Here is a 14,350-nt window from a genome sequence, read left to right as displayed (position 1 = left end):
ATGCGAAAGAAAAAAACAACAAACCTCCTGACCGAAGTAGAACTCGAGTTCATGAACGAACTCTGGGCGCTGGGTCAGGGCTCGGTCCGTGACGTGCTTGATTGTCTGCCACCAGAACGCAATCTGGCCTATACGTCCGGCGCGACCATTCTGCGCATTCTCGACGAGAAAGGTTTCGTCGAAAGCCGCAAGGACGGAAAAACGCTGATCTACAGACCACTTCTGGAAAAAGACAGGTATCAGGCGCGTTCGCTTCAGAACCTGTCCCGCACATTGTTCGACGACACACCCGCCACGTTGGTGGCGCGTCTGGTCGATGACGCGGGGCTGAGCGAAGCCGATCTGGAGGAAATTCGGGCACTGGTAGAGAGGAGACTGCAAAATGACAGCGGTTAAACCGGTTCTCGATACGTATCTCGAATTGAACATCGTGCTTGGCCTGTCCGCCCTTATCTGGCTGCTGGCTCGCGCGACATTGGCGAAGACTCCGATGCGAAACAGCTTTGTCGCGCAGTTGCGCGCGCTCAAAACGCTGTGCGTTTGCGTGGTACTCAGTCCTCTGCTGGCGCTAGGGGCTTCGGCATTGGCGGGGCTGGCATGGCCCGGTCGCGCAGTGGCGCTGGGTGACATTGCGGTTGCCGCTTATCTGCGCGGCGAAATCGCGATGCCAGCGGTCCAGTTCGAGGCATTGCTCAACACCCGCGAACGCTGGATCGATCATATCGTTTCGGGTGAGTCTCTGGCTTTGATTATTGTCCTGATAGCTCTGGCGATGATCTCGGCGCTGTATCTTGTCCGCGCTGTGCGTGATGCGATTTCCATTCGCAACACGATCGGGACAAGTTTTCTGTGGCGCCGCTCGCGCAAAGTGGACATTCGCCTGTCGGACCGCATCACGGTGCCCTTCGCGGTGCGCGGTCTGCGCCGCCGTCACGTTGTTCTACCCAGTCACTTGCTGAATACGCCGCGTGAAATGCGGTTTGCTCTGGCACATGAGTTTCAGCACATCCGCGCGGGTGACGTGGAATGGGAACTGGGATTCGAACTGTTGCGCCCCGTTCTTTTCTGGAACCCGGCCTATCAGCTTCTGAAATATCAGTTCGACCGGTTGCGGGAACTGGCCTGTGATCAGTCGGTTGTTGCCCGCAAAGGGATCGACGCGCGGGACTACACGTCCTGCTTGCTTGATTATTGCGCCCGTACAGTCGCGATGCGGAACCCGAAGGTTCTGAATGTAGCGCTGGTTTCTGGTGGAAAGGCCAAGCGGGTTTTGCAGCAGCGGGTGATCGCGCTGACCGACACGCAGGTGGCCACGGCTCCGCTGCCGGTTCTGTTTTTGGGTCTGACGCTGACTTTTGCAACCTTGCTCGCGCTTGGATCAGCCTCGCTTCGGCAGACACATGACTGGAGCCATGATCGGCTGATGCTGTCAACGGTTGTCAATCTGGAACGGCTGGAGGCCCGTAACCAGGGTAACTGATCCCTCAGATCACCAGCCGCGACGCCCGAACAGCGAGTGGATACGGTTTTGCCCTGTAAACGGGTCGATCTTCTGCGGGTGTGCCAGCCCTGCGACGACGCGCTCGACCAGAACCCATCCCACCAGGGCAAAGATTACCCCACCAAAGGCCTGTCCCAGCAACACGCCAGAAGCGCCCGCCAGCTTGGATCCGATAACGACAAAGACCCAAGTTCCAACGGTATGTCGCCCCCAGTTGATCCAGGTGGAATAAACCGGGTGCCCAAGATTGTTGAAACTGGCGTTTGCGACAAAAATCACTCCGTTAAAAAACGAAGCCAGCGCCAGCGGTCCGCAAAACAGGTAGATCAGCGTCCGTGTTTCGCCTTGCGCTGCAAACAAATCCGCGATTGGTGCTCGCAGAAGAAACAGGATAGCCGACATTGCCACGACGTATACCCCGGTAAACCGGATACCGGCCCAAAAGGCGCCCCGCACACGATCATATCGTTCGGCCCCGAAGTTCTGCCCGATGATCGGACCGATTGAGCCTGACAAAGCAAACACCACAGAAAACGCCACCGGCGTCAGGCGGCCGATCACGGCCATCCCCGCCACCGCGTCGGTTCCATATTGGGCAATTTCCCGAACCACGATGGCATTTCCAATCGGCGTGGCGACATTGGTCAGAACCGCTGGAATTGCGATGGTTCGCACAGGGCGCAGATCGTGCGCAACCTGTGACAGCGATGGCCGCATAAAGCCCCGGTGCACGCGCAACGCGGGCAGTATCGCGGCTGCCAGCATACAAAGCCTTGCCAAAACCGATGCAATTGCGGCGCCATCCAGTCCAAGCCCCACCGCGAAGATCAGCACAGGATCCAGGACGGCATTCACCACACCGCCGTAGATCGTTGCAATCATCGAACGTCGCGCATCACCATGCGCGCGCAATACAGCCATCGCCGTCATGGCAACGGACATGACGCACATTGTCGGCAGGATGATCGAAACATAGCGGACCGAAAGCCTCAGCACCTCGCCCTCGGCGCCCAGAAGCGACAGTAGAAAGGTCAGGTTCATCAGAACCAAAGCCGAAATCAGGATACCACCAATCAGCCCCAGAACCGCGACGCTGGATGCATAGTGGCGCGCCTGCTCTGGCCTGCCCGCGCCCAGTTCACGTGCAACGAGCGCCCCGGCGGAGATCGACAGCCCGATATTGATGGCGTTGGTAAAGAACAACAATGTCCCCGCATAGCCGACCGCCGCAGCCAGCGCGTCATTGCCCAGCATCGAGATGAATATCATGTCCACAAAGTCGACCGCGAAAATTGCCATCAGACCAATGCTGGTGGTCAAGGACATGCGCGTCACGTGCCGCATCAGGCTGCCGTTCAAAAAAACGGCGTCGTTGCCGGACTGACCTGCCATGTTGTTCTTTGCTCCTGTTCAGGCGCTTTGTGTCACCTTGCCGCCGTTTGGGAAGGGGCGGCAACCCCAATTCACCTGAGGTCGCGCAGATCAGGAACAGTTGCGATAGGGTTCAGACGGCGGCCACTCCTTGGCCCGTCGCAAGAAACGAAAAAACTCTCGATGGCCGCCAGCGACCCTCTCGTCAGGCACCTTGCTTCACAGACAATATCCAATCCCGCACGATTTCGGCCTTGGGTGTCAGCTCCCGGGACTTCGACCAAACCAGGTAGATCCCCTTCCCTGTTTTCCAGGTCCACTCTGGCCGCGCGGCAAGCAGGCCTTGCTGAACCAAAGGGGCAACAAGATGGTCCCACCCAAAGGCGAACCCCTCGCCCGCAATCGCGGCCTGAAGCACCAGCGCGTAGTCATTCAGGCGCAGTCCGCTGCGCGGGGGTATTTCCGTCACTCCGAACTCCCAGAACCATTGCCGCCACGAAGGGCGTTCGCGAATTGGTTCCTCAAGATGGATCAAGCGCTGGCTGAGAAGCCCCGGCACATTTCGGAGATTTACCGCTGCCGCCATCACCCGGGGCGACGAGACTGGATAGATCACTTCCTCGGCGATCAACGCACATTCGCAGTCCGGCCAGTCTCCGGCCCCAAGTCGAATGGCCAGGCTGATCGTTTCAACATTCAGATCAGGCTCTCGATCGCTGGATTGCAGGCGCAGGTCGATATCCGGATGGATGCGCTGAAAGGACCCGATGCGCGGCAGAAGCCAATAGTTGTTGAATGCCGAAGACGCGCTGAGTGTCACGTGATCATTGCTGGCAAACTGCCGGATGGATTCGGCGGACTGCGCAAGCTGTTCAAACGCACGTGTCACGTCGGCGAACAGCTTGCTTCCAGCATTTGTCAGGCTGATCTTACGGTGACTACGCTGGAACAGAAGAACACCAAGCGAGCTTTCAAGTTGCTTGATCGCCATACTGACCGCTGGTTGTTGAACGTTCAATTCCTGCGCCGCACGTGTGAACGATCCAGTCCTTGCTGCAGCCTCGAAAAAGACGAGGTGGCGCGGTGAGGACAGATGTGACCAAAGCTTTTGCATAAGCTGTGTTTATCTAATTCATCGAAATTTTCAAACGTCACAAAGGCCCACCCAGACGATAATTTCAGGATAGGCAGATTCAGAAAGGGCATTCATGGTGCGCCGGGCACGCAGTTCAAGAACAAGAGGAAATGCGCAGAATGGCGCACCGCCCTCACCCTATATTCGCCGCATCATCCCGCATTTCGATGTGCTTGATGAGGATCTGATCGTTCGGCTTGAGGAACAGGTCGACTGGATCCTGCAAGACGTGGGCATCGCCTTTCGCGACGACCCCGAGGCGCTTGCGCTTTGGAAGCGCGAAGGTGCAAAGGTCGACGGCGACATCGTGCGCGCGCCGGCCGATTGGATTCGCAATCTGTGCTCTCAGGCTCCGGCCGAGTTCACACAACTGGCCCGAAACCCGGACCGATCAGTCATTATTGGCGGCAAGCATCAGGTCTTCGCGCCGATTTACGGCGCCCCTTTTGTACGCGATCTCGAAGGTGGGCGCCGATATGGCGATATGGCCGCCTTCCGGGATCTCGTGCGACTAACTTATCTTCACCCGAACCTGCATCACGGTGGCTTCGTCACCTGTGAGCCTTGTGACGTTCCGGTCAGCAAACGGCATCTCGACATGCTGTTCGCGCACATGACCCTCAGCGACAAACCGCATCTGGGCGCGATTACGGAAATGAGCCGCGCGCAGGACAGCGTCGACATGGCCGAAATCGTGTTCGGTGCCGACGTAATGGCCGATAACTGCGTCATCATGGGGAACGTGAACACGAACTCTCCACTTTTGGTGGACCGTGTGGTGACCGAAGCGGCACGGGTGTATTCAACCCGCGGGCAAGGCATGGTCGTGGTGCCCTTTATCCTTTCGGGGGCAATGGGGCCGGTCTCAACCGCGGCGTCCGTGGCACAGGCCATGGCCGAAGCGATGATGGTCTGTGCGTATATTCAGCTAATCCGCCCGGGCGCGCCTTTTGTGCTGGGCAACTTCCTGTCGTCGATGTCGTTGAAATCGGGCGCACCCACTTTTGGAATGCCCGAACCTGTCATGTCGAACTATGCAATAGGTCAACTGGCGCGCCGCGCCGGGTTGCCGTTGCGGTGCGGCGGGTCCCTGACAGCATCGAAGATCGAGGACGCCCAAGCGGCATACGAAAGCGCGGATTCCATGCATTCCACTATGCTGGCAGGGGCAAATTTTGTCTTGCACTCGGCAGGCTGGCTGGAAGGCGGATTGTGCACCGGTTTCGAGAAGCTGATCATGGATGCGGACCGGCTTGGATCCTATCAGAAAGTCTTGTGCCAGGGGCTGGACACTTCAGACGACGCATTGGCCCGGGACGCATACGACGAAGTCGCCCCAGGCGGGCACTTTCTGGGATGCGGTCACACGATGCGCCACTACCAGACAGCATTCTACGAACCCAGGCTCAGCGACAGCGAGAATGTCGAAAGCTGGGAAGAAAACGGCTCGGAAGACATGCGCCAGCGCGCCCACAGTCGCTGGAAACAGATGCTGAAAGAATATGAGGAACCTCCGATCGACGCCCCGCTGCGCGAAGAACTGGAGGCATTTGTCGCCAGACGCAAAGAGGAATTGCCCGATGCCTGGTACTAGGAAAACAGCCAACGCGACGCCCCCTGCCAACGTCGTGACCGGAACCGCAATGATCGCGTGGGCAACGCAAAGAACACTTCGGACCCAACCCGGCCTTTCTTGAAACGCTGAAAGCTTAACCAAGGACACCTTCAATGCCCGAAATTCAAAAAGACGATACAGCCACAGGCAAACCGCTTCCTTCCCACGCCAAGGTTGTCGTCATTGGCGGCGGCGTCGTCGGATGTTCGATCCTTTTTCACCTTGCCAAGTTCGGGTGGAAGGATGTCGTACTGCTGGAACGCGATGAACTGACATCCGGGTCCAGCTGGCACGCCGCCGGGCAGATACACACGATCAGTTCGGACCCCAACATAAGCCGCCTGCAAAGCTATACGATTGATCTGTACAAAGAAATCGAAGAGACATCGGGCCACTCGGTTGGCCTGCATATCACTGGGGGCTTCTACGCCGCGTCGACCAAGGAATGGTACGATTACCTCAAACGCGAACGTTCAAAGGCGCGGTACATGGGGCTCAATCAGGAATTCATAAGTCCAAGGGAACTGGCCGAGCGTCATCCGCTGATCGACCCCAAGCATTACCACGCAGCCCTTTGGGACGATCAGGACGGTGATCTTGACCCTTCGGGCGCGACCTATGCCTTTGCCAAATCGGCCCGTGTACACGGCGCGCAGTACTTTACCCATTGCGGTGTGACCGCGATGAGCCAGCGCCCGGACGGAAGCTGGGATCTGACGACACCGAAAGGCACGATCAATGCGGAACAGGTGGTCAATTGCGGTGGCCTCTGGGCCCGCGAAGTCGGCCAGATGTCCGGCATTCACCTTCCGGTACAGCCGATGGAGCATCACTACCTGATCACCGACAAGATCCCGATGATCGCCGAGCGCATGGAAAGCATGGGCGAAGCCGGTCGCCTGCCCGCGGGTATCGATTATGAGGCCAACATCTATTTCCGGCAGGAACGGCAGGGCATGTTGCTGGGCACCTATGAGCCAAAGTCGACCCCCTGGAAAGTCGACGGGACCCCGTGGGATTTCGGCCACGAGTTGCTGCAGCCCGATCTCGACCGCATCGCCGAACGACTCGAAATGTCGTTCGAACGGATACCGGCAATCGGCGAGGCTGGCATCAAGGACATGATTAACGGGCCATTCACTTTCGGCCCGGACGGCAACCCGATGATCGGCCCGGTTCCGGGGATGAAGAACTATTGGGTCGCGGTGGGTGTCATGGCGGGGTTCTGTCAGGGCGGCGGCGTTGGTCTGACCATGGCGGAATGGATGATCGACGGAGAACCCTCGATCGATGTCTGGGCCATGGACGTCGCGCGGTTTGGCGAGTTTGCGACGCCGGATTGGGGAACCGTCAAATCGGCTGAAAACTACGAACGCCGCTTTGTCATGACCTTCCCCAACGAGACCCTTCCCAAGGGCCGGATGCAGAAAACCACCGCGCTTTACGATCGTTTGGTCGCGAAGGGTGCCTTGATGGATCAGGGCTTTGGACTTGAAAACGCCCAGTGGTTTGCGGACGGTCCCGAGGACGCCCACGAGGATCCGACTTTCGAGCGCAACCGCTCGTTCGATTATGTCAAACGCGAGGTGAACGCCGTGCAGAATGCCGTCGGCGGCATCGAGATTGCCAACTTCGCCAAGCACGAGTTCAAGGGCAAAGGCGTGCGCGCATATTTGGACCGTATTCTCGCAGGCTATGTTCCAAAACCCGGCCGCCTGACCCTGACACCGATGCTGACCCCAAAAGGCAAGCTGTACGGTGACCTGACCGTTGCCTGCCTGGCCGAGGATCACTTTATGCTGTTTGGGTCGGGCGCGATGCAGGAAGCGCACCGCCGCTGGTTCGAAACGGATCTGCCGGACGATGTCGCTTATGCCAATGTTTCAGACGACTGGCACGGGATAGCGCTGTCCGGTCCCAAGTCACGAGAGCTGTTGTCGCGTATCACCCGCACCGATGTCAGCGCCGACGCCATGAAATTCCGCGATCTGCGACAAACCTTCGTGGGCGGGGCTCCGGTCATTTTGAACCGTATCAGTTTCTCGGGCGAGCTTGGTTTTGAAATCTACTGCCGCCCCCAATACCTGTTGCGGCTTGCCGAAACGATCGAGGGTGCCGGGGCTGATCTGGGCTATCGCTGGTATGGCGCTCGTGCGCTCATGTCGATGCGGCTTGAAAAAGGCTGGGGTGTTTGGACCACGGAATTCCGGCCGGATTTCAATGCAGTGGAAAGCGGAATGGATGTCTTCATCAACTGGAAGAAAGATTTCGTCGGCAAGCAGGCGACCGAAGCTTTCCGTGCCGAGGGTGTGAAACAAAAGCTTGTGACCATGACAATCGACGTCGAAGGGATCGATGTCTCCAGCGACGAAGCAATCCTGAAGGATGGCGCGGCGGTAGGTTACGTCAGCTCAGGCGGATATGCGCACCGGATGGGTTATTCCATGGCGATGGGCTATGTCGCGTCGGAGCACGCAGCGCCCGGAACGGTCCTTCAGGTTGAAATCCTCGGCGAGTTCTACGATGCCGAAGTGCTTGGCGGCCCGCTTTACGATCCCAACGGCGCCAATATGCGATGCTGAAATTTTGTACGGGGCGCCCGCCTGGGCGCCCTTCGCAATTCTGACGGAATCAGCGGAGTTCAGGTGGTCCCTGAACTCCGTCGCAGCAATGGCTGTGTTTCGTCGCCGGATTATCCGGCGAACGCCATACGATCAGCCGCAAAACGAGCCTCACTCATTCAGGCGCTGACTTCGAAGAATAGTAATATGCGATCGCCTGAGCGCGGTTTTTGACGGACAGTTTTTCATAAATATTGGACAGATGAAATTTGACCGTATTCGTCGATATTTGCAGCTCTTTCGACAGGTCACGATTTGACAGTCCTTTGGCCAAAGCCTCCAGGATCGCGCGTTCTTTGCGTGACAGGCCATGAATCGGATCCTGATGCATCTTCCGGACATCGATGAAGGGAAACACCATCTTGCCGGCGGCAACGTCGGCGCAGGTTTCAAGCAAACCCTCCACTTCACCTGACCGTGGGGCAAACCCTGCGGCCCCGGCCTGCATGGCCAACCTGGGAACGTCGCCGGCCTCGTCGCCATACACAATGAAACGGGGTGCGTTTTGCTGTTCACGCAGCACCTCGATCAGTTTGGCAGCACCCAAAATCGGCAGATTCCACGCCACGACGCAGACCTGCACAGGCACCCGCATCACCGCGCCCAGAAACCCCTCGGCTGTGGCGGACGTGGCCACCAAAGAGAATCGCGGATCACGTTCAAAAATCTCCGACATCGCAGACAGGACGAGCGGATTGTTGTCGGCCAGCATGACGTCAATCGGGTATCGGGGTTTTTCAGTCATTTGATTTTCCGCCCAAAATTCTCAATAACTACCCATTCCGGTAGGTTCTATCTCAGTACACCTTTGTATTCTTACACTAATGGGTAGGTTTTTTCCCACCCAATTAGATGCCCAAAAGCAGTATTAAGTTACGTTGCGCGTTCGGGCAAGTTGCAGTTTTGCTGATCGCCAACGCGACACACGGGCTCTGCCAATCATCCCGTAGCTGAGGAGGATCACAAATGACGTTCCAGGTTTATCCCCCGCTGGAAATCCCCGAGACCCTGGCGGCCGGACCCGGCCCCGGCAATACAGACGCCCGCGTCCTGCAGGCGTTTTCCAGCGCTGGCGTTGCAGACCACATGCAAGGCGATGTTTTGCGCGGAATGGTCGAATGCAAATACATGCTGCGCGAAATCTGGGGTACCGACAACGCCTATACCTTCGCCGTCGCCGGCACCGGTTGGAGCGCGCTGGACACCATGTTCTCGGCCGTGATGCCGGGCGACAAGGTGGTCGCCTTTTCGAACGGTACGTTTTCGGGCATCGACTCGCTGACCCTGCGGATCAAGGCCGCGACACCGCAGGAACACGCCGCCAGCCCGCTGGACCCGCAGGCGGCAAGCGTTGTCGTGATCGAAGTGCCTCATGGGCAACCGGTTACGGGTGAAATGGTCGAAAAGGCCCTGGCTCGCCATAAACCGAAATGGGCCTTCATGGCGCATTGGGAAACCGGATCGGGGCGCATCAACGATCCGCGCGGTTTCTCGGATGCCTGCGAACGTCATGGGGCCATGGGCCTGATCGACGCGGTTTCTTCCTTGGGCGTCGAGGATTTCCGGATTGATGATTTTCCCGGAATCGCAGGCTGGGCATCCTGCCCGCAGAAAGGCCTGTGCTGCCTGCCACTGACCTACGCGCCAGTCAGCTTCACCGACTCGTATATCAATTCGCTGAAGGCGACGGGTGCATATACCTATGTCCACAACCCGATTTTCGAAGCCCGCCACTGGGGCATCGTCGACGGGCAGGATGTCGAAAAGGGAACCTATCACCGCACACATTCGGGCTACGCCGTTGCCGCGTTTCACGAGTCGCTGCGCCTGACCCTTCAGGAGGGGCTGGCCAAGCGATCCGCGTCATATCGCACACACGAATGCGTTCTGCGCGACGCTGTGACCGCGCTTGGCTGCGAAGTGACCTCGGACATGCCCAGCCTTGTCGTGCTCAATCTGCCGACAGAGCTGGCAGGTCGTGAAATGGAACTTGTTCAGAATTGCCGGGCGCGCGGGTTTGGCATCTGGCCCACGCTCAGCGCCCCGGTGCAGGTTCGCATCGGCATTCTGAACCAGCTCAACCATCAGGCCGTCAGCCGCATCGTGCGCCTGTTCGCCGAGGCTCTGTATGAGTTGGGAGGCACCGTCGATTTCGAAGAAATCGAGGCGCTGCTGGAAAGCCGTTACGGCACATCAATTGCCGCGTAATCGCACTGCATGAACGGGAGGAATGCAGATGGATATTCATGAATACCAGGCCAAAGAGGTCCTTTCGAAGTTTGGGGTCGATGTCCCGCCGGGTGCATTGGCCTACAGCCCCGAGCAAGCCGCCTACCGCGCTCGCGAGCTTGGCGGCGACAAGTGGATCGTCAAGGCGCAGGTGCATGCAGGCGGGCGCGGCAAGGCTGGCGGCGTCAAGCTGTGCAACACTGAAAGCGAGATCTACGAGGCCTGTGACAACCTGTTCGGGCGCAAGCTGGTTACGCATCAGACCGGCCCGGAAGGCAAAGGCGTCTACCGCGTATATGTAGAAGCCGCCGTGCCCATCGACCGCGAGATTTACCTGGGTTTCGTACTTGATCGCTCCAGCCAGCGGGTGATGATTGTCGCGTCGTCCGAAGGCGGAATGGAGATCGAGGAGATCTCGGCCGAACGCCCGGACAGCATCGTACGCTCAATCGTGGAACCGGCTGTGGGGTTGCAGGAATTCCAGGCGCGCGAGATCGCCTTCGAACTGGGGCTTGAGCCGCGACTGGTGCAGCAAATGGTCCGCACCCTGCAGGGCTGCTATGCCGCATTCAGTGAGTTGGACGCAACCATGGTCGAGATCAACCCTCTGGTCATAACCGGCGATGATCGCGTTCTGGCGCTGGACGCCAAGATGAGCTTTGACGACAACGCCCTGTTCCGTCACCCGCAGATTGCTGAACTGCGCGACAAAAGCCAGGAAGACCCCCGTGAAAGCCGCGCGGCTGATCGTGGCCTGTCCTATGTCGGCCTCGAAGGCAATATCGGCTGCATCGTGAACGGTGCCGGTCTGGCCATGGCCACGATGGACACCATTAAGCTGGCCGGTGGGGAGCCTGCGAACTTCCTCGATATCGGCGGCGGTGCTTCACCCGAGCGGGTCGCCAAGGCCTTCCGCCTGGTTTTGTCGGACAGCAATGTTCAGGCGGTTCTGGTCAACATCTTTGCTGGAATCAACCGCTGTGACTGGGTTGCAGAAGGTGTCGTGCAGGCATTGCGCGAACTGGACATCGACATTCCTGTCATCGTGCGTCTGGCCGGTACGAATGTCGAAGAGGGTCAGAAGATTCTGGCCAAATCCGGTTTGCCGATCATCCGTGCAACCACCCTGATGGAAGCCGCCGAACGCGCCGTTGGCGCATGGCGCAACGACCTGTCCCAAAACACCAAGATGAGGGCTGTGTAATGAGCATTCTTCTCGACCGCGACAGCCGCGTTATCGTTCAGGGTATCACCGGACGCATGGCGCGTTTTCACACCAAGGACATGTTGGAATACGGCACCAATGTTGTCGGCGGCGTGGTCCCCGGCAAAGGTGGCGAAACCGTCGAAGGTGTGCCAGTTTTTGACACCGTCAAACAGGCCGTCGAGGCCACAGGTGCCGATGCCAGCCTTGTCTTCGTTCCGCCACCGTTTGCAGCGGATTCGATCATGGAAGCGGCGGATGCCGGCATCCGCTATTGCGTCTGCATCACAGACGGCATCCCCGCGCAGGACATGATCCGGGTCAAACGCTACATGTACCGCTACCCGCGCGACAAGCGCATGGTGCTGACCGGGCCGAACTGCGCCGGAACAATCAGCCCGGGCAAGGCGCTGCTGGGTATCATGCCCGGCCATATCTACCTGCCGGGCAACGTGGGAATCATCGGGCGCTCGGGCACGCTGGGCTACGAGGCTGCAGCGCAGCTCAAAGAACGCGGAATCGGTGTGTCTACCAGCGTCGGCATCGGTGGCGACCCGATCAACGGTTCGTCCTTCCGTGACATCCTTGAACGGTTCGAACAGGACGAAGACACCGAGGTCATTGCCATGATCGGAGAGATCGGCGGCCCGCAAGAGGCCGAAGCGGCGGAGTATATCCGTGACCACATCACCAAGCCCGTGGTGGCTTATGTCGCGGGTCTGACAGCCCCCAAGGGCCGGACCATGGGCCATGCAGGTGCGATCATTTCGGCCTTTGGCGAAAGTGCCTCGGAAAAGGTTGAAATCCTTTCTGCCGCAGGCGTGACCGTGGCAGAAAACCCCGCAGTCATCGGCGAAACGATCGCCCGCGTCATGGGAAAGGCCGCGTGATGGTTAAACCTTCAGTCCTTGTAACACGCCGCTGGCCTGCCGCGGTCGAGGCGCAACTGGCCGAGAGCTATGACACCGTGCTGAACACCGGAGACAAACCCATGTCTCCGGCCGAAATCCGCGATGCGCTGAAACGGTATGACGCGGTGTTGCCGACCGTGACCGACACACTCAGCGCCGAGGCGCTGGATGTGCCTGCCGCGCAGACCAGGATCTTGGCCAATTATGGTGTCGGCTACAGTCACATCTGCGAACCTGCAGCCCGCGATCTGGGTATGACTGTCACCAACACGCCCGACGTGCTGTCCGAATGCACCGCCGATCTGGCCATGACGTTGCTGCTGATGGTGGCCCGTCGTGCAGGTGAAGGCGAACGGGAACTGCGCGCCGGAGGTTGGTCCGGCTGGCGCCCTACCCATCTGGTTGGCACCAAGGTCAGTGGCAAGACACTGGGCATTATCGGTTTTGGCCGCATCGGTCAGGAAATGGCGCGCCGCGCCCATCATGGCTTCGGCATGAAGATCATCGTGCAGAACCGCAGCCAGGTACCGCCGGACGTTCTGGGCCAATGCAACGCCGTTCAGGTGGACACGGTGGACGAACTGCTGCCGCAATGCGATTTCGTCTCACTGCACTGCCCTGGCGGCGCGGCGAACCGCCACCTGATCAACTCGCGCAGGCTGAGCCTGATGAAACAGGACGCCTTCCTGATCAACACCGCGCGCGGCGAAGTGATTGACGAATGGGCGCTTATTCAGGCCCTGATGTTCGACATAATCGGCGGTGCTGCGCTGGATGTGTTCGACGGCGAACCACGTATCAGCCCGGACCTTCTGCAATGCGACAATCTGGTGATGCTGCCGCACCTTGGCAGCGCCACCCGCGAAGCGCGTGAAGCCATGGGGTTCAGGGTTCTCGACAATCTCAGTGACTTCTTTGCCGGCCGCCCGCCCCGGGACCGTGTAATCTGACCTTTTCCCTCACTTCCTCCCGCCGGTGATCCCGTCGGGAGGCCTTTTCAGGAGGTTTCCACGTGAACGCCCCCCACCGCACAAATGGTTTTTTCACCCAGTCTCTTTCGGATCGTGATCCTGAGCTTTTCGGCTCGATCCGGTCCGAGTTGGGGCGCCAGCGCGATGAAATCGAGCTGATTGCGTCCGAAAACATCGTCAGCGCCGCAGTGATGGAGGCGCAGGGCTCGGTGATGACCAACAAATACGCCGAAGGCTATCCCGGGCGGCGCTATTATGGCGGCTGCCAGTTCGTGGACATTGCCGAGAATCTGGCCATCGACCGCGCCAAGCAGCTGTTTGGCTGCGGTTTCGCCAACGTGCAGCCGAACTCGGGCTCTCAGGCCAACCAGGGCGTGTTCCAGGCGCTGATCAAACCCGGTGACACCATTCTGGGCATGAGCCTGGATGCCGGTGGTCACCTGACCCATGGCGCGCGCCCGAACCAGTCGGGCAAGTGGTTCAACGCGGTGCAGTACGGCGTCCGCAAGGAAGACAACATGCTGGACTACGATCAGGTCGAGGCGCTGGCGAAAGAGCATCAGCCCAAGCTGATCATCGCCGGCGGCTCGGCCATCCCGCGCCAGATCGACTTTGCCCGCATGCGCGAGATCGCCGACATGGTCGGCGCCTACCTGCACGTGGACATGGCGCATTTCGCCGGTCTGGTGGCGGCAGGTGAACACCCCAGCCCCTTCCCGCATGCGCATGTGGCAACCACCACCACGCACAAGACCCTGCGCGGTCCGCGTGGCGGCATGATCCTGACCAATG

12 protein-coding genes are annotated in these 14,350 nt (G+C 59.1%); 9 read left to right on the top strand and 3 right to left on the bottom strand.

The window, feature by feature from the left end; genetic code table 11:
- Entirely contained in the window at nt 1-396 is a 396-nt protein-coding gene (locus ACR0CG_RS16460; protein WP_170616654.1) for a BlaI/MecI/CopY family transcriptional regulator, read from the top strand.
- Entirely contained in the window at nt 383-1,480 is a 1,098-nt protein-coding gene (locus ACR0CG_RS16455) for a M56 family metallopeptidase (RefSeq protein WP_170616656.1), read from the top strand. The genes ACR0CG_RS16460 and ACR0CG_RS16455 overlap by 14 nt, the downstream gene beginning before the upstream one ends.
- A gap of 9 nt (nt 1,481-1,489) precedes the next feature.
- Here ACR0CG_RS16455 and ACR0CG_RS16450 read toward each other — a convergent pair whose 3' ends face one another.
- Nucleotides 1,490-2,893, bottom strand: a complete 1,404-nt coding sequence (locus ACR0CG_RS16450; RefSeq protein ID WP_480526322.1) for an MATE family efflux transporter — start codon at nt 2,891-2,893, stop codon at nt 1,490-1,492.
- Nucleotides 2,894-3,077: 184 nt separating this feature from the next.
- On the bottom strand, nt 3,078-3,986 hold the full coding sequence (locus ACR0CG_RS16445) for a LysR substrate-binding domain-containing protein (protein WP_480526320.1): 909 nt from the start codon (nt 3,984-3,986) through the stop codon (nt 3,078-3,080).
- A gap of 94 nt (nt 3,987-4,080) precedes the next feature.
- Here ACR0CG_RS16445 and ACR0CG_RS16440 point away from each other — a divergent pair, with 94 nt between their 5' ends.
- Entirely contained in the window at nt 4,081-5,601 is a 1,521-nt protein-coding gene (locus tag ACR0CG_RS16440; RefSeq protein WP_480526318.1) for a trimethylamine methyltransferase family protein, read from the top strand.
- Between the two features lie 134 nt (nt 5,602-5,735).
- Nucleotides 5,736-8,204 (top strand): GcvT family protein, encoded by a 2,469-nt coding sequence (locus tag ACR0CG_RS16435; RefSeq protein WP_480526316.1) that lies wholly within the window; start codon nt 5,736-5,738, stop codon nt 8,202-8,204.
- 154 nt (nt 8,205-8,358) lie between these two features.
- Here ACR0CG_RS16435 and ACR0CG_RS16430 read toward each other — a convergent pair whose 3' ends face one another.
- Nucleotides 8,359-8,988: a response regulator transcription factor gene (locus tag ACR0CG_RS16430; protein ID WP_321253760.1), complete on the bottom strand. Its 630-nt coding sequence runs from the start codon at nt 8,986-8,988 to the stop codon at nt 8,359-8,361.
- A 221-nt stretch (nt 8,989-9,209) separates the two neighbouring features.
- Between ACR0CG_RS16430 and ACR0CG_RS16425 the strand changes: the two genes are divergently transcribed.
- The 5 genes from ACR0CG_RS16425 to glyA form a co-directional block, all read left to right on the top strand.
- On the top strand, nt 9,210-10,451 hold the full coding sequence (locus tag ACR0CG_RS16425) for a pyridoxal-phosphate-dependent aminotransferase family protein (protein ID WP_480526314.1): 1,242 nt from the start codon (nt 9,210-9,212) through the stop codon (nt 10,449-10,451).
- A 28-nt stretch (nt 10,452-10,479) separates the two neighbouring features.
- Nucleotides 10,480-11,676 carry a malate--CoA ligase subunit beta gene (locus ACR0CG_RS16420; RefSeq protein ID WP_170677652.1) on the top strand — a complete coding sequence of 399 codons (1,197 nt, stop codon included), beginning with the start codon at nt 10,480-10,482 and terminating at the stop codon, nt 11,674-11,676.
- Nucleotides 11,676-12,566 (top strand): succinate--CoA ligase subunit alpha, encoded by an 891-nt coding sequence (gene sucD, locus ACR0CG_RS16415; protein WP_170616669.1) that lies wholly within the window; start codon nt 11,676-11,678, stop codon nt 12,564-12,566. Before ACR0CG_RS16420 ends, sucD begins: the two co-directional genes overlap by 1 nt.
- Nucleotides 12,566-13,537 (top strand): 2-hydroxyacid dehydrogenase, encoded by a 972-nt coding sequence (locus tag ACR0CG_RS16410; protein ID WP_480526311.1) that lies wholly within the window; start codon nt 12,566-12,568, stop codon nt 13,535-13,537. Before sucD ends, ACR0CG_RS16410 begins: the two co-directional genes overlap by 1 nt.
- A 62-nt stretch (nt 13,538-13,599) precedes the next feature.
- Nucleotides 13,600-14,350 (top strand): serine hydroxymethyltransferase (gene glyA / locus ACR0CG_RS16405; RefSeq protein WP_480526309.1); only part of this gene is annotated, 751 nt, incomplete at its 3' end.

The organism is Ruegeria sp. AB8, assembly GCF_056542605.1.
The sequence above is the reverse complement of the archived record's forward strand: the minus strand, read 5'-3'. Positions and strand labels throughout refer to the sequence as shown.

Coding starts and splice junctions, on each gene's coding strand:
- ACR0CG_RS16460 (WP_170616654.1), top strand. CDS start 1: ATGCGAAAGAAAAAAACAACAAACCTCCTGACCGAAGTAGAACTCGAG.
- ACR0CG_RS16455 (WP_170616656.1), top strand. CDS start 383: ATGACAGCGGTTAAACCGGTTCTCGATACGTATCTCGAATTGAACATC.
- ACR0CG_RS16450 (WP_480526322.1), bottom strand. CDS start 2,893: ATGGCAGGTCAGTCCGGCAACGACGCCGTTTTTTTGAACGGCAGCCTG.
- ACR0CG_RS16445 (WP_480526320.1), bottom strand. CDS start 3,986: ATGCAAAAGCTTTGGTCACATCTGTCCTCACCGCGCCACCTCGTCTTT.
- ACR0CG_RS16440 (WP_480526318.1), top strand. CDS start 4,081: ATGGTGCGCCGGGCACGCAGTTCAAGAACAAGAGGAAATGCGCAGAAT.
- ACR0CG_RS16435 (WP_480526316.1), top strand. CDS start 5,736: ATGCCCGAAATTCAAAAAGACGATACAGCCACAGGCAAACCGCTTCCT.
- ACR0CG_RS16430 (WP_321253760.1), bottom strand. CDS start 8,988: ATGACTGAAAAACCCCGATACCCGATTGACGTCATGCTGGCCGACAAC.
- ACR0CG_RS16425 (WP_480526314.1), top strand. CDS start 9,210: ATGACGTTCCAGGTTTATCCCCCGCTGGAAATCCCCGAGACCCTGGCG.
- ACR0CG_RS16420 (WP_170677652.1), top strand. CDS start 10,480: ATGGATATTCATGAATACCAGGCCAAAGAGGTCCTTTCGAAGTTTGGG.
- sucD (WP_170616669.1), top strand. CDS start 11,676: ATGAGCATTCTTCTCGACCGCGACAGCCGCGTTATCGTTCAGGGTATC.
- ACR0CG_RS16410 (WP_480526311.1), top strand. CDS start 12,566: ATGGTTAAACCTTCAGTCCTTGTAACACGCCGCTGGCCTGCCGCGGTC.